Origin of the sequence: Novosphingobium sp. HII-3 (assembly GCF_002916655.1) — a bacterium.
GTDB classification, from domain to species: Bacteria; Pseudomonadota; Alphaproteobacteria; order Sphingomonadales; family Sphingomonadaceae; genus Novosphingobium; species Novosphingobium panipatense.
The window spans coordinates 35853-58645 of record NZ_PPSM01000011.1 but is presented as its reverse complement, the minus strand read 5'-3'; the positions used below and the strand labels follow the sequence as shown (position 1 = coordinate 58645).

Here is a 22793-nt window from a genome sequence, read left to right as displayed (position 1 = left end):
GCGCCGGAAACGGCAAGATCGCCATTGCCGCCTTCCGGTTCCGCTTCGCTCCACCTCCAGCCGGCAATGGCGCAGGAGGCGACGATGCACTAACAGTCAACCCGGACCACTCGGTGGGGGCCGGTCAGCATGCTGCCAATTATCTCGCAGCCATCAAGCTCGTCTGCACACGCCTCTGGTGCAACGCGTAATGAGTCTACGCCCTAGAAATCGTCTCGCCGCTTGGCGTACCGGTCGTCAACGTCCCCAAGGCGGAAATATATGGTGCGGAATTCCAGCTTGCCGTGAACCCGGTCGATGCCTTGCGCATCGATGCGAACCTGTCGCTGCTTCATGCGCGTTATACCGAGTCATTTCTTGGCGACCCGTTGCTCGATCCAGCCCTTACGCCGCAGGACATCAAGGGGCACCGCCTCAACAACGCGCCCGACGTGTCCGGCTATCTCGGCATAGAATATGAGATCGGCTTGGGGAGAGCCGGCACGCTGACGCCGCGCGGGGAGATGACGGCGACGTCGGATTACAACTTGCGCGAAGTGAATTACCCATGGACTATCCAGGATGGCTACGTGAACGGCAATGCCTATGTCACCTGGCGTGATAACAGCGAAACGCTGTTCGTTCGCGGCTGGATCAAGAACATCGCCGACAAGGCAATTCTGGGTGGCGTGCTCGGCTTCGGCGGCGCGAACGGATCCTTCGCCCCGCCGCGCACCTATGGTATCGAGATCGGCGCCAATTTCTAAGCTTTGATGTGATCATGCCGGGTGTGGTTGTGCACCCGGCATGGTTCCGCTTAAGCAATTGGTGGGAGTGCGTCCTTCTCCCAGCTTCCTCCTTGTCGTAAAGGAAGATCGGCAGCCGCTTTCGTCCCGATTAGCCGATAGATGGGCCAGCATTAGCCGGTTGCTTTTGCGGATATCCGCGCCGCCAGCCGTGTAAAAGCTGAGGTGACATTGTGAAAGTGGTCCGGTTGCAAAGTTAGTATGTCCGGCGAATTTCCGAATGAAAGGAGATACGTCGATGAAGAGAAAACGGTTTTCTACAGAGCAGATTGTGGCGGTGTTGAAGCAGGCGGAACTGGGGCTGCCGGTGGCGGATCTGATCCGCCAGGTCGGGATCACCGAACAGACATTCTACAGGTGGAAGCGGCAGTATGGCGGTCTGGAATCGGATCAGGTCCGCGAACTGAAGCAGGTGACCGAGGAGAATACCCGGCTCAAGAGACTGGTCGCCGAGCTGAGCCTCGACAAGGCCGTTTTGCAGGATGTATTGTCAAAAAAGTTCCCCGGCCAGCGCTCATGAAGGATGTTGTAGCCTACGTCGTGTCATCACACGGCTACAGCGAGCGCCGGGCCTGTCAGGTGACGCGGCAACATCGCTCGACCCAGCGCAAGCCGAGTACGCGAGATCCAAGGACCGAGCTGCGCCAACGCATGCACGAGATCGTGGCGACGCGGATCCGCTACGGCTATCGACGGGTCCACATCCTGCTCAGGCGCGAAGGCTGGCAGGTCGGCCGCAATGTCGTCTACCGACTGTACCGCGAGGAAGGCCTTGCGCTGCGCACGAAGCAGCCGAGGCGGCGCAAGATGGTGGTGCACCGCCAGGTCCGGTGTCAGCCACAGGCACCTAACGAGGCCTGGAGTCTGGATTTTGTCCATGACCAGCTGAGCATCGGGCAGAAGTTCCGCATGCTGACGGTAGTTGACGTGTTCAGCCGCGAAGCGCTGGCGATCGAGGTGGGCCAGCGCCTTCGCGGCGAACACGTCGTGGAGGTTCTCAACCGCCTGGCCTGTCGTCGCGGACCACCGAAGTATCTTTTTGCGGACAACGGCTCGGAGTTTACCGGGCACCTGGTCGATCTGTGGGCGTACCACCATGGTGTCCGGATCGACTTCAGCCGCCCCGGCAAACCGACCGACAATGCGCATATCGAGACGTTCAACGGTCGCTGAGGGATGAGTGCCGCAACGTCCACTGGTTCGCCTCGCTCTCCGAGGCGAAGCGACTGATCGAGGCCTGGAGGCAGGACTACAACGTTAGTCGCCCTCACATGGGTCTTGGCAATCTGACGCCGGCGGAATATCTAGCCGGATCAGGATATTGTCCGACCACACCAGGGGCCGGACAAGCCGGAAACTAACCGTGGATCTGGACCACCAATCCCAAGCGCTTCAAACCGCCGGAACTCTAACTTAACCGGTGGACCACCCTAATGGGGCAGGTCACTGGTTCACCTACTGCCCGACATCAGTGAGCTCGACATCAACCCTCTGCTGGCAGACGCTGAGGGCGTGATCGCCTTGGACGCCCGGATAATTGTCCATCCGGAACCCCTGGCTCCCTAATGCGCGGTCACCACTAATCAGTTGAATCCGTAGATTTCTCCTATCGACGCAAGTTTGGGGCGTTTCGCCGCATTCCTGCGGAGCAGGGGGTATTGCTGGTGGTATTTCTTATTCTGCAAAAAAGTTTTTACTTTAAAAACAAAGCGAAGGATGTTCAGGAAAGATCCCTCCTCCGCTACCACCTTTCAAGTAATCTGCAGAATAGGGATGGCCGCTTACTGGTGCTTGGGCGCTGGGTGATGTGGCATTCTCTTCGGGTTTTCCTGCGGTCTGGCGTGGCGCTGTCGCCGCCGACATCAGGGGGGGGCGCCGGATTCGGGGCTCCGGGGCTTTCGCCGTGCGCTGCTCAGCCTCTTGCTGAGGAAGGGGCGTAGAAACATTTTCTTTTTCCACCTGCGAAGCCGCTGGTGGTGGAGAAAGGCTTACCGCCCTGATAGTAGCGCAGTATCGCAAGGCTGTGGCATGGAGTCAGGATGCCCGTTTACCAGTTCAAGCGCTTGAGCGCCGACGGCAGAGCCGACACCCGCGCCCTGGAACTTGAGGATGCCTCTCAGGCGCGCGCCGTCGCCCTGCGCTACTTCGCGGGGGAGGTAACCGGATTGGTCCGACATGACCCGGAATGCGATGATCTTCGCGTCCAGGTGACCGAGGGATCGAGACGCACGCTCTTCACGATCCAATTGACCGTGGTCGAGGGGGCAGGGTGACCGATCACCACTTCCTTCATTCGTTCGCTTACCGCCGTCCAGGCGTGTGACACGTCTACGGGAGTGAGGATGCCAGGACTGCGGCGATGGCAGATGACGCTGCTCGGATGCGGGGGCGTAATTGGCGCCGCTTATGGTCTCATGCGGGCAAATCGGCTGCCGCGTCGGAAGGAGGGGCCAGCCACGCCTCCACCGGCTTGTGGTGACACGACTCTGTCGCGGGTCGTGGCGGACCGTGCGGCGCTTCATCCCGGTCTCTCGGGTGTCCACCTTCTTGCCGATGCGGTCGACGCGTTTGCAGCCCGGCTGCTGCTGGTGCAGGCCGCGGAGTGCACGATCGACCTGCAGTACTACATTTGGCACGGCGACCGCACGGGCACTCTCTTGCTGGAAGCCGTCCATGAGGCGGCCGAGCGAGGGGTGCGGGTCCGGCTCCTGCTGGATGACAACGGTATCGCCGGTCTGGACGGTGTGCTGGCGGCCTTGAACGCACATGCGAACATTGAGGTGCGTCTCTTCAACCCGTTCCGGATCCGCTACCCGAAGTCGATCGGCTTCCTGCTCGATTTCGGCCGTCTCAATCGTCGCATGCACAACAAGAGCTTCACCGTCGATGGGGCGCTTACCATCGTCGGCGGCCGGAACATTGGCGACGAATACTTCGGGGCAGGCGACGGTGCGCTCTTCTCTGACCTTGATGTCCTGGCGATCGGGCCGGTCGCACGCGAGGTAGAGGCCGATTTCGAACGCTACTGGACCTGCGATTCAGCTTATCCGGCCCGGCAGATACTACCGCTGCTCGGTCGCCGGAAGAGAGCGAAACTGCGCTCGCGCGCGTCGGTGGTGCAAAGGGACGCATCGGCCCAGCGCTATGTCCGGCGCCTCCAGAACCTGCCGCTGCTGCGCCAGCTCATGGAAGGCCGCATGAGTTTCGAATGGGCGCAGGTACGCATGATCAGCGACGATCCCGCCAAGATCGTGCGCGACATGGAATACGAGAACCTCCTCGCCGGCAAGTTGGACGGTGCTATCGGCAAGCCGAAGCGGGAGATGACGGTGGTGTCCGGCTACTTTGTGCCGGGCGAGGAGGGTTGCCGCCAACTGGGAAATTATGCGCGTTCCGGCGTGCGCGTGGCCGTCCTGACTAACGGCTATTCCGCCACGGACGTCGCTCTCGTCCACGCGGGCTATGTGCCCTGGCGCAAGCGGCTGCTGAAGGCGGGGGTGCGACTTTACGAAACCGCAGCACAGGTGCGCGACGTGCCTTCGAAGAAGCAGCGGCGGGAAGGCGCGAAGCTCGGCATCGGCAGCCGGCTGCGGGCAACGGGGAGCGGGTCCTTCGCCGCCCTGCGCTCGGGCGCCTCGACCATTCACGCCAAGACGATCACCGCCGATAGGGAGCGGCTGTTCGTCGGCTCCTTTAACTTCGACCCGCGCTCGCTCCGTCTGAATACGGAACTGGGCTTCGTGATCTTCAGCCCCCGTCTGGCGCGACAGGTCGCAGAGGCGTTCGAGACGATCATTCCCGCAGCAGCCTACGAGGTCGTGCTCGAGGGTGAGGAACTGCGCTGGCTGGCGGGCCCGCCTGGTTCGGAGGCGCCGCTGGCCCGGGAGCCGGGCATGAGTTTGTTCGATCGCCTGATGATCGGCCTTGCGTCCCGCCTGCCGATCGGCTGGCTGCTGTGATCCGCCGAAAGCCCCGCTAGCCCGCGGGGAAGGCTCCCGGTCAGGGTGCCTTGACCGGCGCAGATCCGCCCTGCGCCAGCGATGTCGCTATGGCGTCGATCTCGTCTTCGGGAATCCGACGGGCAATCACGGCCATGGGATCCTGAGGTTTGCGCACGTCGACGACGGTCTCATCTCCCCGCCAGGCGCGCAGCCGCTCGGCAAGGTAGCCCGCGCGCTGCCCCTCGAGGAGCGGTCCCGGCCGGCCTGGTGTGTGGCAGTTGCGACAGGCGGGAAGTTGGTCGCCGGGCAGGCCGTTCTGCACGATCGGATGCGGAGCGACCGGCGGGGCATCCTTAAGCCCCGGCATCGCGGCGAAATGATCGGCTGCGGCTTGCAACTGCGGGTCCGACATGCCGGAAACGGCGGTCTGCATGATCGCGCTGAAGCTCTTGCGCGCCGCGTGCAGGCGCAGGGCATGAAGAAGGTAGTCGCGCTTCTGGCCCGCGATCACCGGCACGTCCTGCTGTCCGCGGCCGAGGCCATCGGTGCCGTGACACCCGGTGCAACGGGCGAAAGGACCGGGTTCCGTCGCCTGTGTCAGGGCGCGGTACTGCTGCGGACTCATCGTAGGCAGCTGCCGGACGAAGCTCACCATCCGGCGCACCTCGTCGTCGCGTCCGGTCTCCGGCCATGCGGGCATGCCGGTGTATTTGATGCCGTGCCGGATGATCCAGAACAGTTCGCGGTCGGTGTACTCAGCCGCTGTCCCTGCCAGATCCGGGGCGTGAGGTGTGGCTGCGTGCATCACCGGCGAGGGGGGCACGCCGGGCGCCCCGTGGCATACCTGGCAGGCTTGACGGAAGTGTCCTGCCGCACTGATGAGCCCGTCGTCATCGCGCACCTTCTCGGGTGTGTTAATCGCGCTGTAGGTGCGTGCGGAATTCTGCATGGTCCAGTGCAGGAACCAGGTAGTGATCCTCCAGTGACCGGACGATGCGGCGATCGGCACGAGCCCGAGCCATGCGACGGCCATACCAAGGGCTGCGACGGCGCAAAGCGCGAATACGACGCGCCGCCAGGTGATCTTCACCATCATGCGGCTTCGCTCCGATCTTCTTTCAGGAGGGCGCCAAGAAGCACCAGTCCGCCTGCCAGATAGCTGACGCCGCCGACGATCAGCATGACAACACCGCCGAGTTGCTGGTCGGAGAGGTAATCCAGCCCGGGCGCATGGTGCATCCCCGCGTACAAGGGCCTTGGCGCCAGCCCAATCAGTACGCCCAGAAGCGTCATGTGCATGGACGTCAGCAACAACGCGCCGATGCCGCTCGCCCGATTCGGAGCGTGGATTGCGGCAGTCCACAGGAACAGCCCGGCCGCAAGGAAGCAGGCGTGTTCAAGCCCGCTCACGAGGATCGATCCATGGGCCGCCGCACGCAAGGCGGGGAGATGCCAGGTCCACACGGTCACGAGCTCAAGCAGCATCGCCGTCATCGGGCTGGCCAGGAGGGGCCAGCGATGGGCAGGATCCATGGAGCTGCCCGAAAGTCCGTAGGCAAGAAGCGGCGCGCTGACCGCGACGGCGATCATATGGCCCGCCATGTGGCCTGTCATGCCGATACCGGAGAGGCCCCAACCGATCGGCAGCAGAACCAATCCTGCAAGCAGTGCCGCGCGCTTCACCGGCAGTCACTCAGGAAAGCGACGGGCAGGGCGCTGAACAGCACCGCAACGAAGCTCAAGCCTGCCAGAAGCAATGTCGACTTGGCGATGAAGCGCAGGCGGTCGATCTGCGTGCCGCTCTCGTGCGGGGGCGGATCGCCGGTCATCCGCTGCTGCTTCCAGGCGATCCAGCCGGATACGAGGATGATGGCAAGCGCCACAACGGTGCCTGCCACGAACAGGGTCGGGAAACGGGCGAAGGAGCCCACCTTGGCACACGATATCGACGCCCAGAGATAGGAGAACAGGAAGTGTCCGGCCCACACCGCCGGCGGAACGATGAGCGTCCACAAGCTGACGCGAAGCCGCTCGTGCCACTTGAGGGGATCGCGGTTCATGCCACCTCCGGGAACAGGCCGATGGTCAGGTAGGTGACGACGGCGGTCAATGCCAAGAAGTGGGCGTATACGGTGACGTTGCGGATCTCCGCATCGTGGCGCGGCGTCATCCGGCCGGCGAGGCTGCGGGCCAGCACATAGGCCAGCATGATGGCGGCGATGCCGGAGTGGATCGAAGTCCAGAGGGCGAGGACCCAGACGATGGCGGGGTAGCTGTGAGCCGCAGGGTCCATCCCTGACAGCCAGGGGCCGGCCAGCCCCGCGAAAATCCCTGCCATCGCCAGGACTATCGCCCCTGCCACAAGGGTGCGGGCGAGGTTCACGCCGCCCCGGGCATGGACTTCGCGTGCCGCCACCGTCGCTACCCAGGTCGCCACGCCGAGCGCGAGCGCGGCCATCGGCCAGAACAGACCAGGTGCGAAGTCCATTCCTTCGGGCGGGAAATCCTCGTGGCGCGTCCAGAAGAAGTAGTAGCCGAAGACAAGCCCCGAGAACGCTGTCGCGTCCGCCATCATTGTGATGAACATCGCCCACCAACCCGGTGCCGCGCTGCCGGAGATGTAGAGGGGCAGTTCAAGGCCGTGTCCAATCGGCTTGCAGGGCTTTTCCGGCGTTTCGGCGGTGCCGACCCACAGCCATGTCAGCACGAGTCCCAGCGTCGCGAAACTGGAGACCAGCGCCAGCCAGTAGAAGTGATAGGTCGTCAGGATAAAGACGCCGCCGAGCGCGAGGGCCGTGAGCATCGGCAGCCAGCTGGGACTGCCGAGGCGGATCACGGCGACGGGGCGGGCGTCCAGCACGGAGGTGACGATGGTCTCGCGCCGTCCTTCCTCCGCATCCGGAAGGAAGAAGCGCCCTTCGTCCACCTTTCGGACGAAATCCTCCTGATCCCAGATTGGATAGCGGCTCTCGATGAGGGGAATGGAACGTACGCCCCAGTTCTCGTCCTCCGGCTTGGCCAGCCATTCCAGCGTTCCCGCCTGCCACGGGTTGCGCGCTGCCTTGGGGCGCCAGGGAGACCGGCAGAGGTCCAGCACGATCACGGCGACGCCGGAGGCTATGATGAAGGAGCCGATGGTGGAAGCAAGGTTAAGTCCGCCCAGGCCCAGCTCTTCCGGGTACGTGAATACCCGTCGCGGCATTCCCTCAAGCCCCGACAGGTGCATCGGGAAGAAGCACAGGTTGGCGCCGACGAAAAGGAGCCAGAAGGCCGTGCGGCCGAGCCTGTCCGACAGCTTCTTGCCCGTCACCAGCGGCCAGTAGTAATACAGGCCCGCGAACAGCGGCATGAGCGTTCCGCCGATCAGCACATAGTGCAGATGCGCGACGACGAAGTAGGTGTCGTGGGCCTGCCAGTCGAACGGCGCGACGGCGACCATGACGCCGGTAAGACCGCCTATCACGAAGATCGCCAGGCTGCCCGTCGCATATAGCAGTGGGGTGGACCATACGACCCGGCCTGCCCAGAGCGTGATGATGAAGACGAAGATCTGGACGGCTGTCGGAATGGCTACGGCTTCGGATGCGGCGGAGAAGAAGGCGAGGCTGATCTTGGGCAGGCCCGTGGTGAACATGTGGTGCACCCACAGGCCGAAGGACAGGAAAGCCGTTCCTACCGCCGCCAGCACGATCCAGGGATAGCCCAGCAGGTGGCGCCGCGCGAAGGTGGGTACGAGCATGGCGAAAAGCGCTATGGACGGCAGGAAGACGATATAGACTTCCGGGTGCCCGAAAATCCAGAACAGGTGCTGCCACAGCAGCGGGTCGCCTCCGCGCGATGCGTCGAAGAACGGCCAGTCCAGCAGCCGCTCCATTTCGAAAAGGATGTCGCCCGCGATCAGGGGCGGGAAGGCGAACAGGATCATCACCGCGACGACAAGGATGTACCAGGCGTAGAGCGGCATGAGGTTCAGGCGCATGCCGGGCGGGCGGCACTTCAGCACGCCGACGATCAGTTCCACCGCGGCCGCAACCGATGACACTTCGATGAAGGAAAGGCCCAGCATCCAGATGTCCGCGCCGAGGCCGGAAAGATCGGTGCGGGTGGTCAGCGGCGGATACATGAACCAGCCGCCATCCGGCGCAGCGTCAAAGAAGATCGATCCCGAAACGAAGAGCCCGCCCAGCAGGAACGACCAGTACCCGAAGGCGGAGAGGCGCGGGAAGGGCAGGTCGCGCGCGCCGAGCAGCTGCGGCAGCAGGATGATCGACACGGCCTCGAACATCGGCACCGCGAAAAGGAACATCATCACCGAGCCGTGCAGCGTGAACAGCTGGTTGAATGTGCCCGGCGTCACGAGGTCGTTTTCCGGCACCGCGAGCTGCGTGCGCATGATGAGCGCCAGTACGCCTGCGAACAGCATGAAGCCGAAGGCCGTGAGGACGTACCAGACACCGACCTGGTTGTTGTTCGTGTCCGTCCATCTCAGGAACAGGCCCTTGGGCGGCTCCCATACGGCGCGGAGGCGTTTCTCCTGCGCGGCGCGCAGGGCTGGGTCGTCCTGATCGTGAAGGCTCATCGGCCGGCCTCCCCGTCCGCGGATCTGAGCCAGCGAGCGATTTCCGTGGCGTCCTCGATCGGCATGGCGGAGTAGGCGGGCATTCGTGCTCCCGGTTTGAAGCGGCTGGCGTTGCGAATGAACGCGGCGGTGCTTTCGAGTGTTGGCGGCAGGGTGCCGGCGGCGAGGCTGCGCCTTTCGCCCAGACGGGTGAGATCGGGCCCGATCATCGCGGTGTGGGGTGTTCCCTTGACGGTGTGACATGCTCCGCAGCCGTTCGCACTGAACAACTCGGCGCCGCGACCGTCTGCTCGAGCCGGAACGCCGCGTGCCGACGCAAGCCACGCATCGAAGGCAGACGGCTCCATCGCGATGACGTCGAACGCCATGAGGGCGTGGCTGAGGCCGCAGAACTCGGCGCAGACGCCGCGGAAGATACCGGGCTTGTCCGCCTTGACGACGAGGCGGTTGATGCGGCCCGGGATCATGTCCATCTTGCCGCCAAGGCCTGGTATCCAGAAGCTGTGGACCACGTCCGTCGCGGTGACGTCGAAGACCACCGTTCTGCCTACCGGCACCCGCACTTCGTTGGCGGAGATTACTCCGGGTCCGTTTCCATCCTCATAGCGCAGTCGCCACCAGAATTGTTCGCCCTGCACTTGGATGCGCAGGTCGCCCGATTGGTGAGGCAGCGGCCGCATGGCCGGAAGCGCCCACAGGAGCAGAGCTGTCAGCACGACTGTCGGGAAGATCGCTCCGAGCCACAGGACGAGGCGCATGCCTCCGACGTGGTCGAGCTTGCCCTCCGGCGTGCGGACGGCGATCACGTAGACGGCAAGCACCAGCAGGGCGATGACTGTCGCACCGATGACCAGTACCGACGTGAGGTGCATCGTCGAACGCGCCTCGACCCCGAACGGTGCCAGAGTTGACTGCCGCGCGTTGCAACCGGCGAGTGCCGCTGTCGCCAGAATCGAGATGTGCCGCCACCGGCTTGCCCCTGCCATGCCCGAGCAAACGCATCAGACGCGGAAGAGTTCTGGCTGAAGTTCCGTTACAAACCGTTGCTGTCCGATCCTGGCGCCGATGAGGTCGTGCTGGTGCGATGCACCAGTTCCTCCGGAGCAAAGTCATCGACGGCGATAACTTCGGCCACGGCCTCGTCCGCTCCGCGCAAGCGCTTCAGTTCCTCGTCTGTTATCAGGCCCCGTTCGCGGGCGACCTGAGGGTCCCGGACGCGGGCTCGCTTCATCCTGTCGTGGATGGGCTGCGTATCGATGGTCTTGCGAAAGGCGTCCGTCAGCCGCGCCACAGCCTCATCCTCGCCCCCAATGTAGACGTTTTCGATCAGGCGATCGCGCGAAGGGCAGGGCTCCAGGAGGATATCCGCGCATTTGCGGATCGTGCGGTCGGAAGGGCCTGTGCGTCGCCGACCGTATGGCATGATGAACAGGCGCAGCATCCACCCGACAGGACGTGCGGGGAAGTTGGCGATGAGTTCGGCGAAGCGCTGCTCGATCGTGGCAAAGCCGGATTCCATGCACCAGTCGAGCAGCGGCAGGTCGGCGTCCTGCCGGCCTTCGTCCTCCCAGCGTTTCAAGGCCCCCGACAGCATGTAGAGCTCGGACAGGATGTCGCCCAGCCGCGCCGAAAGAAGCTCGCGCCGCTTGAGCTCGCCGCCCAGCGTGAGGAAGGCGATGTCCGAGCAGAAGGCGAAAGCGGCCGCATAACGGCTCATCTGGCGGTAGTGGCGGCGTGCCTTTCCGGCGTTCGGTGCGGGCGCGAACAGGCCGCCGGTCCAGCTGCGGGCGAAGGCGCGGATCGCTGTCTTCAGCGCGTGGCCCACATGCTTCCAGAGCACGCGGTCGAATTCCGCGAGGGAAACCTTGGTGTCGTCCTCACCGACGGCGCGGATCTCTCGCAGCAGGTAGGGATGGGATCGGATCGCACCTTGCCCGAAGACCATCAGGCTGCGGGTAAGGATGTTCGCACCTTCGACGGTAATGCCGACCGGGATGGCCCGGTAATGGTTGGCCAGATAGTTGCGCGGACCTTCGATGACGCCCTTGCCGCCATGCACGTCCATCGCATCGTTGACGACGATCCGCATCCGTTCGGTGGCGTGCAGCTTGAGGATGGAGGAAATGACGGCGGGGTGATGGCCCTGGTCCAACCCGGCACAGGTCAGTCGCCGCGCACCGTCGAGAAGGTAGGCGTTGCCGGCAATCCGCGCGAGCCGTTCCTGAATGCCTTCGAAGCGTCCGATCGGCAGGTTGAACTGAGAACGAACGCGCGCGTAGGCGCCCGTCGTGTGCGCGGCGAAGGCACCTGCGGCTGCGGAAAGCGAGGGCAGGGATATGCCCCGGCCTGCGGCAAGCGCGCTCATCAGCATCTTCCAGCCCTGTCCCACGCGGTCCGGGCCACCAATCACGTTGTCGAGAGGTATGAAGACATCATGGCCTTCGTTCGGCCCGTTCTGGAATGCGTGCATCGACGGCACGTGGCGGCGACCGATCGTCACGCCCGGCAGGTCGGCCGGCACGAGGGCGACCGTGATGCCGATGTCCTCCCGCTCGCCCAGAAGCCGTTCCGGATCGCGCAGCTTGAAGGCAAGGCCGAGAATGGTCGCGACGGGGCCAAGGGTGATGTAGCGCTTGCGCCAGTTCAGGCGGATGCCGAGCACCTCCTGACCCTGCCACTGCCCCTTGCAGATCACCCCTTCGTCCACCATCGCCGCGGCGTCGGAACCGGCTTCCGGGCTGGTGAGGCCGAAGGCGGGAATCTCCCGCCCGTCCGCCAGCCGCGGCAGCCAGTGTTCTTGCTGTGCCGGCGTCCCGAAGCGCAGGATCAGTTCGCCGGGGCCAAGAGAATTGGGCACCATGGCGGTCACCGCTGCCGAGACAGACCGCGTGGCGATCTTTCGGACAATCTCGCTGTGCGCGAAGTTGGAGAAGCCAAGGCCGCCGTACTTCGGGGGAATGATGATCCCGAAGAATCTCTCCCGCTTGAGGTAATCCCAGACTTGCGGCGACAGGTCGCGGGTTTCCCAGGTCATGCGCCAATCGTCGATCATGGCGCAAAGCGTTTCCACCGGGCCCGAAAGGAAGGCCTGCTCTTCCGCAGTCAGCCTGGCGGGAGGAACCGCCAGCAGGGCGTCCCAGTCGGGGTTGCCGGTGAACAACGCGGCCTCCCACCATGTATCGCCCGCATCGATCGCCTCGTTCTCAGTGGCCGACAGGGCTGGCAAGGCCGAACGTACCATCGACAGGACCGGGCGGGTGAGTATCTGGCTACGGGCGGTGGCGGCGAGCGACATCGTGTTCAGGCTCCTAGTTTCCGAAACAGCAACGCCCCAGTGCCGGAGAGGCTCCGTCCAACCGGGCGTATCGGGCGGAGATGAGCCTTGGCGGCGACCGGTGCGGAAGCGCGCAGGCCACACCACGCGCGGGCGATGAGTGGCCTTGGGAAGTCGCAAGGGTGTGGACGCCTCCGCCCTTCAACTGGCTTAACCTCTCCGACGGCAGGCCATGGAGGAGAGCACCGGTGGATCACGATCTGCAGGCGATGATCGATCGCGAGGCGATACGAAACTGCGTCGCGCGGCTCGCGCGGGGAGAGGACAGGCGCAGCGCCGCTCTCATACGCGCCTGCTGGTGGCCGGACGCACGGTTCGACTACGGCGTTCACGGCGGAGACTTCGACGCCTATCTCGCATGGGTCGTTCCCGGCGCGGACGCGATCAAGAACACACAGCATCTGCTGGGGCAGACTTACATCGAACTGGCAAGCCGCGATCGCGCGCGCGCCGAAACGCATGTCTTCTCCTACCACCGCGTCGACATGGGCGCGGGGGACAGGGATACCTGCATCGGCGGCCGCTATCTCGACACCTTCGAGAAGCGGAACGGCGAATGGCGCATCGTTGGCAGGATCATGCTCTACGACTGGGAGCAGGACTGGGGAGCGGCCGCGGACTGGTCGAAGGGCGTGATGGGCTACCCTTTCACCGCCGACCATTTCCCGGGACGAGCAAAGAACGACTTCAGCGAAGGCTGGTTTTCGGGAGAGTTGAAATGAGTGCACCGCTTGCAGGGAAGGTGGCACTCGTCACCGGCGCCAGCCGAGGTATCGGGAAGGGCATCGCCCTGGCCCTGGCTGAGCAGGGGGCCACGGTGTACATCACCGGGCGCACGGTGAAGGAAGGCGACTACTATCTTCCCGGCACGGTCGGCGGCACCGCTGCGGAGTGCGACGAACGGGGTCGCGAGGCCGGAGGGCGGGGTATCGCGGTGGCGTGCGACCACAATGATGACGAAGCCGTTGCCGCCTTGTTCGGGCGCATCGCCTCGGAACAGGGTCGCCTCGACGTTCTCGTCAACAACGCCTTCACCATTTCGGAAGACCTGCTGGAGCCGAAGGGTTTCTGGGAAAAGCCGCTGTCCAACCTCGAGATGTGGGACGTGGGGGTCAGGTCGAACTACATTGCGGCCTGGCATGCCGCGCAAATCATGGTCCCGCAGAAGTCGGGCCTCATGGTCGCGATCTCGGGCTATGCGGCGGTGACGTATACCTACGGGGTGGTGTTTGGTACTTCGAAGTCGGCGGCGGACCGCATGGCCCGTGACATGGCCATCGAACTGGAGCCGCACGGGGTGGCCTCGCTCACGCTCTGGCAAGGGCTGACTCTTACCGAGAAGGCTCGCGACAATCTCGCCCGTATGGGTGACAAGATGACCACCACGATCACCTCCATGCAGGGCAGCAGCGTGGAGCATCCCGGGCGCGTCATCGCGGCGCTTGCCGCCGATCCTGCCGTGATGAAGCGGTCGGGCGGGCAATTCATCACGGCGGAGCTTGCTCAGGAATACGGCATCACCGACCTTGACGGCAGCATCATCGCCTCGGCCCGCGAACGGCGAGGCTCGCCCATCTGGAAGCCGATCTGCGAGGTGGACTACCGTGGCAAGTGATCGCGCCGCTCGCCTCGAGGCGATGCTAGACAAGCACGAGATCCGCGAGTGCCTTGAAGCTTTCTCGCGCGGGATGGATCGGTTTGATCGCGCAACCTATCTGTCGGCCTTTTGGGAGGACGGAGTCATGGCCGCCGGCCCCTTCGTGGGCAGCCCTGCCGCGTGCTGGGACTGGGCTGTCCCGATGCACGAGGCGGGCCAGATACTGACGCACCACGCGCTGTTGCAGTCGAACATCGATGTCGAGGGCGACACCGCGCATGCGGAAACGTACTACCAGTTCATCGGCCGCAACCGCGACGAGAGCCTCTGGATGGCGGGAGGTCGCTATATCGATCGGCTGGAACGCCGCGAAGACATCTGGAAAATCGCGCTGCGGACGAACGTGATCGAATGGAGCTGCCTGCCCCCTCCGATGCCGGTGCCTTTCGCCGACGTGGCCGACATCGCCCTGAACGGCGTCTCCTCACGCAGCCTAGACGACCCGTCGTACCAGAGGCCGCTGGTGAACCGCCGGGAGGCCGCCGTTCCGGCTGCAAACTGACGCCGAAACGTTCGACTGACGCGCGCGCCTCAGCCGTGATACGTTCCGGCCGGGTTGCCAGTCACGCCGGCCTCGACCTCGAACAGCGCGCCATCGTAGTCCGATGGCGGCAGGCCCGTCGCGGCGGAGGTCACGAACATGCGGTCGAGGTTCTCACCCGCGAAAGCAATGTTGGTGATGCGGCGGGCGGGCAGTTCGATCGACCGGTCGCGCGTGCCGTCGGGAGCGAAGCGGGTAATCCGGCCGCCATCCCAGTGGGCGACCCAGAGGAAGCCTTCGGCGTCGGTGGTCATGCCATCCGGGTAGCCATCCTCCTCGGCGAAGCGGATGAACTCCCGTCTCTCCTGCGCGCCGTTCTCGTCGAGCGTAAAGCGGTAGATCACGCGCCGGCCGGTGTCCGCGTGATAGAGCCAGCCACCGCAAGGGGAGAAAGCGGGCCCGTTAGGCACCATGTAGCCGCTGTCGATCACCTGCCATTCGCCGGTGGGAGACAGCCGGTACAGTGACCCGTTCGCCTCTTCCTCGGCCATGTCCATGGTGCCGCACCAGATAGCGCCGTGCCGATCGGCCTTGCCGTCGTTCATGCGGTTGCCCGGGAGATGCGGCTCGGGATCGGTACGCTCGTCCACATGGAACGGGTCGAGGGCGATGGCCGCGACGCCATCGCGGAAGCCACCGATGAGCCCGCCGGACGCCCGGGCCGCTACCCAGCCGAGCGGTGCGGGCATGTCCCAGCGCTGGATCGATCCGTCTGCCAGGATCAGCCGATTGAGAGCGGGAGCGAGAATGTCGACCCAGTAGAAGGCGCCGTCGCGCACGCTCCACATTGCGCCTTCGCCCAGCGTGTCGCGCACGTCGCGCTCGATCTTGCGCCAAAGGGTCATTGTCTCGTCCCGTCCCGTGTCGTCTTGTGAAAGCCCCCCCCCCCGTCGGCCGGCTCCGGGCCGCAGAGGAGGGGTACTCGCAGGCTTAGTGGTTGTCGCGGGGCAGACCCATGGTCTGCGCGATCCGCTGGTACTTTTCCGAGCCTTCCAGAATGGCCCCGGTGTCCATCTGGCCAACGAGCGCACGCTGGATTTCCTGCCACGGCGTCTGCGAGGCGGGGTACTTGTAGCCGCCAGCGGCCTCCAGAGCGGCACGGCGCGCGGCCAGTTCCTCATCCGAGATGAGCACGTCCACGCGGCCCTTCTTGAGGTCCATGCGTACCCGGTCGCCGGTTTCGAGAAGTGCCAAGCCACCCATCGCCGCCGCCTCTGGCGAGGCATTGAGGATGGACGGGCTGCCCGAAGTACCGGACTGGCGACCATCGCCGATACAGGGCAGGGCGCTGACGCCTTCGGTGATGAGGTAAGCTGGCGGACGCATGTTCACCACTTCCGCCGCGCCCGGATAACCGATCGGGCCGGCGCCGCGCATGAAGAGCAACGTTTCGGGCGTGATGCCGAGCGCGGGATCATCGATGCGGTGATGGTAGTCCTCCGGCCCGTCGAACACGACGGCGGGGCCTTCGAATGCGTCCGGATCTTCCGGGTTCGACAGATAGCGCGTGCGGAACTCATCCGAGATCACGCTGGTCTTCATGATCGCGGCGTCGAACAGGTTGCCCGAGAGCACCAGGAAGCCGGCCTCCTCGACCAGAGGCGTGTCGAAGGTCTTGATGACCTTGTCGTCCTCGATCGTGGCATCGCGGCAGTTATCGCCGATCGTCTTGCCGTTGACGGTCATGGCGCCTTCCTTGATCAGGCCCTGGCCGATCAGCTGCGCCACAACGGCCGGTACGCCCCCGGCCCGGTAGTAATCCTCGCCCAAATACTCGCCCGCCGGCTGCAGGTTCACCAGCAGCGGGATCTTGTGGCCGTAGGTTTCCCAATCCTTGAGCGGGAGGTCCACGCCGATATGGCGGGCGATGGCGGCCAGGTGGATCGGCGCGTTGGTCGACCCGCCGATGGCGGCGTTCACCACGATGGCGTTGTGGAACGCCTCGAGCGTCAGGACGTCCGAAGGCTTCAGGTCTTCGTGCACCATGTCGACGATGCGCTTGCCGGTGTGATAGGCGCATTCCTGACGGTCGCGGTAGGGTGCCGGAATCGCCGCCGAGCCGGGCAGCATCATGCCAAGCGCTTCGGCAAGCGAGTTCATCGTCGTCGCCGTGCCCATCGTGTTGCAGTAGCCGGTCGAGGGTGCCGACGAGGCGACGAGCTTGATGAAGCCGTCCGCATCCAGTTCGCCCGCCGCCATCATCTGGCGACCCTTCCACACGATGGTGCCCGAACCGGTACGTTCGCCCTTGTGCCAGCCGTTCAGCATCGGGCCCACGGACAGGGCGATCGCCGGGATGTTCACCGTCGCGGCTGCCATCAGCATTGCCGGCGTGGTCTTGTCGCAGCCGGTCGTCAGCACGACGCCATCGAGCGGGTAGCCGTACATCGCCTCGACGAGACCGAGGTACGACAGGTTGCGGTCCAGACCGGCGGTCGGGCGCTTGCCGGTTTCCTGGATCGGGTGAACCGGGAATTCCAGCGCGATGCCGCCCGCTTCGCGAATGCCTTCACGGATACGCTCGGCCAGCACCAGGTGATGGCGGTTGCAGGGCGACAGATCGCTGCCCGACTGGGCGATGCCGATGATCGGCTTGCCCGAACGCAGTTCCTCAAGGCTGAGGCCGAAGTTCAGGTAACGCTCCAGGTAGAGCGAGGTCATGTCGATGTTGTCGGGATTGTCAAACCACGCGCGGGAACGCAGCTTGCGACCAGAGGCTTCAGGTTTCGTGTCGGTCATGGAGTGTTCGTTTCGCTCTGGTTCAACGCGGGTTGGTGGTGACGCGGTAGATCATGACGTGCCGGTACGGCTTGTCGGGATCGACGCGCGTGGAAGGGAAGTTCGGGTGATTGGGCGAGTCAGGGAACCGCTGCGGCTCGAGCGCGATGCCGTCGCCCATACGGTAGAGGTGGCCCTGCTTGCCGATGTACGTGCCATCAAGGAAGTTGCCCGAATAGAACTGGATGCCGGGCTCGGTCGTCAGCACTTCGAGAACGCGTCCCGAGGCGGGATCTTCCAGGCGGGCGGCCAGTTCAGGCGTCTTCGTCACGCCCTTGTCGAGCGCGAAGTTGTGGTCGAAGCCCCGCCCATAGACGATTTGCTGGTCCGTGCCGTCACGAAGACCCATCGCCACCGGCTTGCCCTTACGGAAATCGAAGGGAGTGCCCTCGACGCGGCGCAGTTCGCCGGTCGGGATCAGCTTTTCGGTAACCGGCGTGTACGCGCTTGCCGGGATCGTCAGCACGTTGGTCATCGCATCGCGCTCCGAACCCTCACCCGCCATGTTGAAGATGGCGTGGTTGGTCATGTTAAGCACGGTCGGCTTGTCGGTCGTTGCATCGAAGACGATCTTGAGGTTGCCCGCCTCGTCCAGCGAATAAGTGACCTTGGTCCTGATGGTGCCCGGATAACCCGAGTCGCCATCGGGGCTGACCAGCGAGAAGACCGCAGTTGCGACCTTACCGGACTTCACCGATTCCAGCTTCCAGTTCTGGACATCGAAGCCCTTGCCGCCGCCGTGCAGCGACTGCCCGTTGTCATTGCCCGGGAGCTGGTAGGTCTTGCCGTCCAGCGTGAACCGACCTTCGGCGATGCGATTGCCGTACCGGCCGATGGTTGCACCCCAATAGTTGGGACGCGTCTCGAAATCGCTGATCTTGTCGTAGGCAAGCAGCACGTCGGCCACCTTGCCGTTGCGGTCCGGCACGTCGAGCTTCCACAGGGTGGCGCCGAACGTCAGGATCGTGGCGGAGACGCCGTTTTCCGCCTTGAGAGTGACCGCCGTCACCGCCTTTCCGTCCGAGAGCGCGCCTGCAGGAGCCTGGGTCGCCTCGACTGCGAGTGCCGGGTTCGCTGCCACTGCAAGCGTCAGCGACGACGCCGCTGTCAATACGATGCCCTTGACCGTATTCCTCATTCCCTTAGCTCCCGCTTGCTTCTGCGTGATTCACGTTTTCTGAATAGTGTTCGCGCCGTAGCCATTGACGGCGTGCTGCTCGGCATATAGTCCGACAAATAGAAAGAGCGCAAGCCGGTTTGCTGAAGTGTGGCTGGCACGCCGTCAGATCGGCTCGGTTTACGAGAGGAATAACATGCCGCCAGTGGTCTCGTCCGGAGACGCCCCCGTCGTCTACACTCCTGCGGCAGGCGTCCGCTATGGGCCGGCGCTTGCGCTGCTCGCCAGCCTGTTCTTCATGTGGGGCTTCATAACCGTCATCAACAACACGCTACTGCCGCATCTGCGCAGCGTGTTCGAGCTGACCTACACGCAAACCACGCTGATCGAGTCGGTGTGGTTCATCGCGTACTTCGTTGCTTCCATTCCTTCCGCCAAGCTGATCGAGCGCATCGGGTATCAGAAGTCGCTGGTCACCGGCCTTCTGGTCATGGCTGCCGGCGCGCTGGGCATGATGCTCGCAGCAAGCATTCCGTCCTATGGCGTGACGCTGCTGATGCTTTTCGTCATCGCAAGCGGCATCACGCTGCTGCAGGTGGCGGCCAACCCCTATGTCGCGGTGGTCGGCAAGCCGGAGACGGCGTCGTCTCGCCTCAACCTCGTGCAGGCCCTGAACTCGGCCGGTACGATGCTGGCTCCGCTGTTTGGCGCCTATCTCATCCTCGGCCGCTCGAAAGGTGGCACGTCGACGGCGGGAACCGTGCTGACCGAAGCCGAGCGCCTCGCTGACGCGCAGTCGGTCATCCTGCCTTATGGGCTCGTGGCAGCAGCGCTGGTGGTGCTGGCCGTGGTCATCGCAAAGTTCCCGCTTCCGGCGATGGGTTCGGCAAACTCGCGCCTCGCGAAGGAGGAGCGCAAGAAGCATTCCTTGTGGAATCACCGCAACCTCGTGTGGGGCGTTCCTGCGATCTTCATTTACCTGATCGCTGAGATCGGCGTTGCCAACCTCTTCGTGAACTTCGTCAGCCAGCCCGAGATCGCCAACCTCACGCATGAGCAGGCCGGCAAGTACCTGACGTTCCTGTGGGGCGGAATGATGGTTGGCCGCTTTGCCGGGTCAGCGATCATGCAGCGCTTCGACGCAGCCAAGGTCCTGGCCTGCTTCTCGATCGGCGCGTTCGTCGTCATGCTGGTCACTGTCTTCACGACCGGTCCCGTCGCGATGTGGGCGCTGATCCTGGTGGGCCTGTTCCACTCGATCATGTTCCCCACCATCTTCACCCTTGGCATCAAGGGCCTGGGTCCGCTGACGGAAGAAGGTTCGGGCCTGCTGGTCATGGCGATCGCCGGCGGTGCGCTGGTCGTGGTGCAGGGCTGGCTTGCCGACAGCTATGGGCTGCAGACGTCGTTCCTCCTCACGGCGGCCTGCGAACTCTACGTCCTATTCTACGCCCTGTGGGGCAGCAAGCCGACAAACGCCCTGCCTGAACTGCAAGCCGCCGAATAAGCGGCCTGCCTCGGCAGTGCACGGAAAAAGGCCCCGGCGAGACTTTTGCCGGGGCCTTTTTCGTTGCCTGCGGAAGTGGTGCCTGGTGAGTTGAGCGCCTTGGCGTCAGTCCTCCATCGAACTCCTCGTGTCCTCGAGCGCGAGATCCACGAGCGCGTTCATAGCCTCCGCGGCTGCGGCACTGTCACCCGCGGCGATGGCGTCGTAGACGCGGACGTGGTCGGGGATCGGGTTGCGGGGCAGGGCGCGGGCGCGCTGCTTGAACTGCGTCGTCCAGTTCACGGCCGCGCCGATCGATGCACTGAGAACGAGCAGGGCGTCGTTGCGGGTCGCTTGAAGGATGGCCTTGTGGAAATCCCGGTCGGCGGCGCGCCCGGCCTCTGTCGTCAGGGTGTGGCGGCGCATCGCGGTGAGTGCGTCCTTCATCGCCTTGAGATCCGCCTTGTCGCGGCGCTGGGCGGCGAGGCGGGCGGCTGCCGGTTCGACAATGGCGCGCAGTTCGAAAAGGCTGCGGACAAATTCGATGTCAGGCTCGGCCGCAAAGGCCCAGCCGAGTACTTCCGGGTCGAGCAGGTTCCACCGGTCGCGAGGCAGGACGCGGGTGCCCGCCTTGGGTCTGCTCGCCACAAGGCCCTTCGCGGAGAGGACCTGTATCGCCTCCCGGTAGGCGCTGCGCGACACCTGTAGCTCCTCCGAAAAGGCCACTTCGCCGGAAAGGATGTCGCCAGGAGCATATTTGCCTGACAAGATGGCCGTCCCCAGCTTGTGCGCGATCGCTCCGTGCAGGCGTCGCCCCGGCCCCCGAGCCTCTTCACCTGGTTTCATGTTCGCTTCGCTGTTTGAAAATTCAACATCTGGCACTGTCGGCAACTCCTCCTGCAGGGAAACTAACAGTGGTTGCCATTCGAAGGAACGACAAACATTGCCTTTCTGTCCTACACAGAATATGTCGGAGTAAATAGGGAGCCTGCAAATGACCGAATTCCGATCCATCAACGCTGCCACCGGCGAAGCTCACGGCGATCCCATCGCCATCAGCACTCCGGCAGACGTGGCGGCTGCCTGCGAAGCAGCGGCTGCTGCCTTCGACACGTACCGCGCGACCGACCGCGAGACGCGCGCGGCGTTCCTTGAGCGAATCGCTGAGGAAATCCTTGCCATTGGTGAGCCGCTGATCGAAGCCTACACCGCCGAAAGCGGCCTGCCGCGCGCACGCGGTGAAGGTGAGCGGGGTCGCACCGTGGGCCAGCTTCGTCTGTTCGCCGATGTTGTTCGCAAGGGCCAGTGGCAGCAGATCCGCATTGATCCCGCCATGCCCGATCGCGCGCCCCTGCCGCGTCCTGACCTGCGTCTGCGCATGATCGCGGTCGGCCCCGTCGCGGTGTTCGGTGCTTCGAACTTCCCGCTCGCGTTCTCGACTGCGGGGGGTGATACGGCATCGGCGCTGGCCGCCGGTTGCCCGGTGGTGGTGAAGGGCCATCCGGCTCATCCGATCACCGGCAGCCTCATCGCCGCCGCCATCACCAAGGCCGTCAGGGATGCGGGCCTGCCCGAAGGCGTGTTCCAGCACCTCGTCGGTCCGTCCAACGAACTCGGCGCCGCACTTGTCCAGGATCCGCGGATCATGGCGGTTGGCTTCACCGGTTCGCGTGCGGGCGGTCTGGCTCTCGTCAAGCTTGCTCAGGCACGTGAAGTGCCGATCCCGGTCTATGCCGAAATGTCGAGCATCAACCCTGTCGTGCTCCTTCCCGAAGCGCTGAAGGCACGCGGCGAGGAGCTTGGTACGGCATTCGTGGGCTCGCTCACGATGGGCGCCGGGCAGTTCTGCACCAACCCGGGCCTGATCCTCGCCGTCGAAGGCGACGGCCTGGACGCGTTCGTCTCCGCAGCCTCGGCGGGCGTCTCGGGTGCCAAGCGCCAGACGATGCTGACCACCGGCATCGCTTCGGCCTATGCCAAGGGCGTGCAGACCCTGTCGGCGCTTCCGGGCGTCGAGAAGCTGGCCGAAGGCGAACTGGGCTCCACCACCTGCGGCGGCGCCGTCCTGTTCCAGACGACGGCCGAGAAGTTCCTTGCCGACAAGGCCATGGGCGATGAAGTATTCGGCGCGTCCTCGGTGATCGTGCGCTGCAAGGACGAGGGCGAACTGCTTGCGGTTCTCGAAGGTCTCGAAGGGCAGCTCACCGCAACGCTGCACATGGACGACGCCGACGAAGGCACGGCTTCGCGCCTGCTTCCGGTGCTTGAGCGCAAGGTCGGTCGTATCCTCGCCAACGGCTGGCCGACCGGTGTCGAAGTATCGCATGCCATGGTGCATGGCGGCCCGTTCCCCTCGACCTCCGACCCGCGTACCACGTCGGTCGGCAGCCTGGCGATCGACCGCTTCCTGCGTCCCGTCAGCTACCAGAATCTTGCGCAGGGCCTGCTGCCCGCAGAACTGCGTGACGATGCCTTCGGCGACGGCGCTCCGCGCCTGATCGACGGCAAGCTTACCCTCAACTGATCCAGCCAACCTCGCGGCGCGTCCTGAAGAAGGCGCGCCGCGTTGGGAGAG

General features: G+C 64.4%; 20 protein-coding genes and 1 pseudogene. 11 read left to right on the top strand and 10 right to left on the bottom strand.

What is annotated here, in order from left to right; all coding sequences use genetic code 11:
• The 6 genes and pseudogenes from C2R25_RS21265 to C2R25_RS03175 all read left to right on the top strand — a co-directional run.
• The coding region (locus C2R25_RS21265; protein ID WP_369825686.1) for a hypothetical protein at window positions 1-191 on the top strand (191 nt) is incomplete at its 5' end.
• 18 nt (window positions 192-209) lie between these two features.
• Entirely contained in the window at window positions 210-746 is a 537-nt protein-coding gene (locus tag C2R25_RS03195) for a TonB-dependent receptor domain-containing protein (protein WP_103727844.1), read from the top strand.
• 277 nt (window positions 747-1023) lie between these two features.
• Window positions 1024-2146: pseudogene (locus C2R25_RS03190) on the top strand (IS3 family transposase).
• 85 nt (window positions 2147-2231) lie between these two features.
• A complete protein-coding gene (locus C2R25_RS21260) occupies window positions 2232-2351 on the top strand; it encodes an acetate--CoA ligase family protein (RefSeq protein WP_103727851.1) in 120 nt (39 codons plus the stop codon).
• Window positions 2352-2824: 473 nt separating this feature from the next.
• Entirely contained in the window at window positions 2825-3058 is a 234-nt protein-coding gene (locus tag C2R25_RS03180) for a hypothetical protein (RefSeq protein WP_103727843.1), read from the top strand.
• Window positions 3059-3127: 69 nt separating this feature from the next.
• Window positions 3128-4744: a phospholipase D family protein gene (locus C2R25_RS03175; RefSeq protein ID WP_103727842.1), complete on the top strand. Its 1617-nt coding sequence runs from the start codon at window positions 3128-3130 to the stop codon at window positions 4742-4744.
• A gap of 40 nt (window positions 4745-4784) precedes the next feature.
• On the opposite strand, the gene C2R25_RS03170 is transcribed toward C2R25_RS03175, so the two are convergent.
• The 6 genes from C2R25_RS03170 to C2R25_RS03145 are packed head-to-tail and all read right to left on the bottom strand — an operon-like array spanning window position 4785 to window position 12600.
• The gene (locus C2R25_RS03170) at window positions 4785-5822 is read right to left on the bottom strand and encodes a c-type cytochrome (RefSeq protein ID WP_103727841.1); all 1038 of its coding nucleotides are present in this window, start codon (window positions 5820-5822) and stop codon (window positions 4785-4787) included.
• The gene (locus C2R25_RS03165; RefSeq protein WP_103727840.1) at window positions 5819-6409 is read right to left on the bottom strand and encodes a cytochrome c oxidase assembly protein; all 591 of its coding nucleotides are present in this window, start codon (window positions 6407-6409) and stop codon (window positions 5819-5821) included. The genes C2R25_RS03170 and C2R25_RS03165 overlap by 4 nt, the downstream gene beginning before the upstream one ends.
• On the bottom strand, window positions 6406-6786 hold the full coding sequence (locus C2R25_RS03160; protein WP_103727839.1) for a hypothetical protein: 381 nt from the start codon (window positions 6784-6786) through the stop codon (window positions 6406-6408). The genes C2R25_RS03165 and C2R25_RS03160 overlap by 4 nt, the downstream gene beginning before the upstream one ends.
• Entirely contained in the window at window positions 6783-9305 is a 2523-nt protein-coding gene (gene ctaD, locus C2R25_RS03155) for a cytochrome c oxidase subunit I (protein WP_103727838.1), read from the bottom strand. Before ctaD ends, C2R25_RS03160 begins: the two co-directional genes overlap by 4 nt.
• Window positions 9302-10291 carry a cytochrome c oxidase subunit II gene (coxB, locus tag C2R25_RS03150; protein ID WP_103727837.1) on the bottom strand — a complete coding sequence of 330 codons (990 nt, stop codon included), beginning with the start codon at window positions 10289-10291 and terminating at the stop codon, window positions 9302-9304. The genes ctaD and coxB overlap by 4 nt, the downstream gene beginning before the upstream one ends.
• Window positions 10292-10338: 47 nt before the next feature.
• The gene (locus C2R25_RS03145) at window positions 10339-12600 is read right to left on the bottom strand and encodes an acyl-CoA dehydrogenase (protein WP_103727836.1); all 2262 of its coding nucleotides are present in this window, start codon (window positions 12598-12600) and stop codon (window positions 10339-10341) included.
• 227 nt (window positions 12601-12827) lie between these two features.
• Here C2R25_RS03145 and C2R25_RS03140 point away from each other — a divergent pair, with 227 nt between their 5' ends.
• From C2R25_RS03140 to C2R25_RS03130, 3 genes are read left to right on the top strand one after another with little or no spacing between them, the layout of a single operon-like run.
• Complete coding sequence (locus C2R25_RS03140) at window positions 12828-13361, top strand: nuclear transport factor 2 family protein (protein ID WP_199183752.1); 534 nt, start codon at window positions 12828-12830, stop codon at window positions 13359-13361.
• Window positions 13358-14254, top strand: a complete 897-nt coding sequence (locus C2R25_RS03135) for an SDR family NAD(P)-dependent oxidoreductase (RefSeq protein WP_103727835.1) — start codon at window positions 13358-13360, stop codon at window positions 14252-14254. Before C2R25_RS03140 ends, C2R25_RS03135 begins: the two co-directional genes overlap by 4 nt.
• Window positions 14244-14798: a nuclear transport factor 2 family protein gene (locus C2R25_RS03130; protein WP_103727834.1), complete on the top strand. Its 555-nt coding sequence runs from the start codon at window positions 14244-14246 to the stop codon at window positions 14796-14798. The genes C2R25_RS03135 and C2R25_RS03130 overlap by 11 nt, the downstream gene beginning before the upstream one ends.
• 29 nt (window positions 14799-14827) lie before the next feature.
• On the opposite strand, the gene C2R25_RS03125 is transcribed toward C2R25_RS03130, so the two are convergent.
• From C2R25_RS03125 to C2R25_RS03115, 3 genes are all read right to left on the bottom strand, one after another.
• Window positions 14828-15682, bottom strand: coding sequence for an SMP-30/gluconolactonase/LRE family protein (locus tag C2R25_RS03125; RefSeq protein WP_103727833.1), 855 nt, complete (start codon window positions 15680-15682; stop codon window positions 14828-14830).
• A gap of 85 nt (window positions 15683-15767) precedes the next feature.
• Window positions 15768-17576 carry an IlvD/Edd family dehydratase gene (locus C2R25_RS03120; protein ID WP_103727832.1) on the bottom strand — a complete coding sequence of 603 codons (1809 nt, stop codon included), beginning with the start codon at window positions 17574-17576 and terminating at the stop codon, window positions 15768-15770.
• Window positions 17577-17598: 22 nt separating this feature from the next.
• A complete protein-coding gene (locus C2R25_RS03115; protein WP_103727831.1) occupies window positions 17599-18753 on the bottom strand; it encodes an aldose epimerase family protein in 1155 nt (384 codons plus the stop codon).
• Window positions 18754-18928: 175 nt separating this feature from the next.
• On the opposite strand from C2R25_RS03115, the gene C2R25_RS03110 reads away from it, so the two are divergent.
• Window positions 18929-20239 carry a sugar MFS transporter gene (locus C2R25_RS03110; protein ID WP_103727830.1) on the top strand — a complete coding sequence of 437 codons (1311 nt, stop codon included), beginning with the start codon at window positions 18929-18931 and terminating at the stop codon, window positions 20237-20239.
• A 105-nt stretch (window positions 20240-20344) separates the two neighbouring features.
• Here C2R25_RS03110 and C2R25_RS03105 read toward each other — a convergent pair whose 3' ends face one another.
• Window positions 20345-21064, bottom strand: a complete 720-nt coding sequence (locus tag C2R25_RS03105; protein ID WP_199183751.1) for a FadR/GntR family transcriptional regulator — start codon at window positions 21062-21064, stop codon at window positions 20345-20347.
• Between the two features lie 148 nt (window positions 21065-21212).
• Between C2R25_RS03105 and C2R25_RS03100 the strand changes: the two genes are divergently transcribed.
• Complete coding sequence (locus C2R25_RS03100) at window positions 21213-22742, top strand: aldehyde dehydrogenase (NADP(+)) (RefSeq protein WP_103727829.1); 1530 nt, start codon at window positions 21213-21215, stop codon at window positions 22740-22742.
• The last annotated feature ends 51 nt before the right edge of the window (window positions 22743-22793 follow it).

Excerpts from the sequence above, each read along its gene's own strand:
- C2R25_RS03115 (WP_103727831.1), bottom strand. The coding sequence starts at position 18,753 with ATGAGGAATACGGTCAAGGGCATCGTATTGACAGCGGCGTCGTCGCTG.
- C2R25_RS03110 (WP_103727830.1), top strand. The coding sequence starts at position 18,929 with ATGCCGCCAGTGGTCTCGTCCGGAGACGCCCCCGTCGTCTACACTCCT.
- ctaD (WP_103727838.1), bottom strand. The coding sequence starts at position 9,305 with ATGAGCCTTCACGATCAGGACGACCCAGCCCTGCGCGCCGCGCAGGAG.
- C2R25_RS03105 (WP_199183751.1), bottom strand. The coding sequence starts at position 21,064 with ATGAAACCAGGTGAAGAGGCTCGGGGGCCGGGGCGACGCCTGCACGGA.
- C2R25_RS03170 (WP_103727841.1), bottom strand. The coding sequence starts at position 5,822 with ATGATGGTGAAGATCACCTGGCGGCGCGTCGTATTCGCGCTTTGCGCC.
- C2R25_RS03175 (WP_103727842.1), top strand. The coding sequence starts at position 3,128 with ATGCCAGGACTGCGGCGATGGCAGATGACGCTGCTCGGATGCGGGGGC.
- C2R25_RS03100 (WP_103727829.1), top strand. The coding sequence starts at position 21,213 with ATGACCGAATTCCGATCCATCAACGCTGCCACCGGCGAAGCTCACGGC.
- C2R25_RS03145 (WP_103727836.1), bottom strand. The coding sequence starts at position 12,600 with ATGTCGCTCGCCGCCACCGCCCGTAGCCAGATACTCACCCGCCCGGTC.
- C2R25_RS03120 (WP_103727832.1), bottom strand. The coding sequence starts at position 17,576 with ATGACCGACACGAAACCTGAAGCCTCTGGTCGCAAGCTGCGTTCCCGC.
- C2R25_RS03160 (WP_103727839.1), bottom strand. The coding sequence starts at position 6,786 with ATGAACCGCGATCCCCTCAAGTGGCACGAGCGGCTTCGCGTCAGCTTG.
- C2R25_RS03125 (WP_103727833.1), bottom strand. The coding sequence starts at position 15,682 with ATGACCCTTTGGCGCAAGATCGAGCGCGACGTGCGCGACACGCTGGGC.
- coxB (WP_103727837.1), bottom strand. The coding sequence starts at position 10,291 with ATGGCAGGGGCAAGCCGGTGGCGGCACATCTCGATTCTGGCGACAGCG.
- C2R25_RS03135 (WP_103727835.1), top strand. The coding sequence starts at position 13,358 with ATGAGTGCACCGCTTGCAGGGAAGGTGGCACTCGTCACCGGCGCCAGC.
- C2R25_RS03180 (WP_103727843.1), top strand. The coding sequence starts at position 2,825 with ATGCCCGTTTACCAGTTCAAGCGCTTGAGCGCCGACGGCAGAGCCGAC.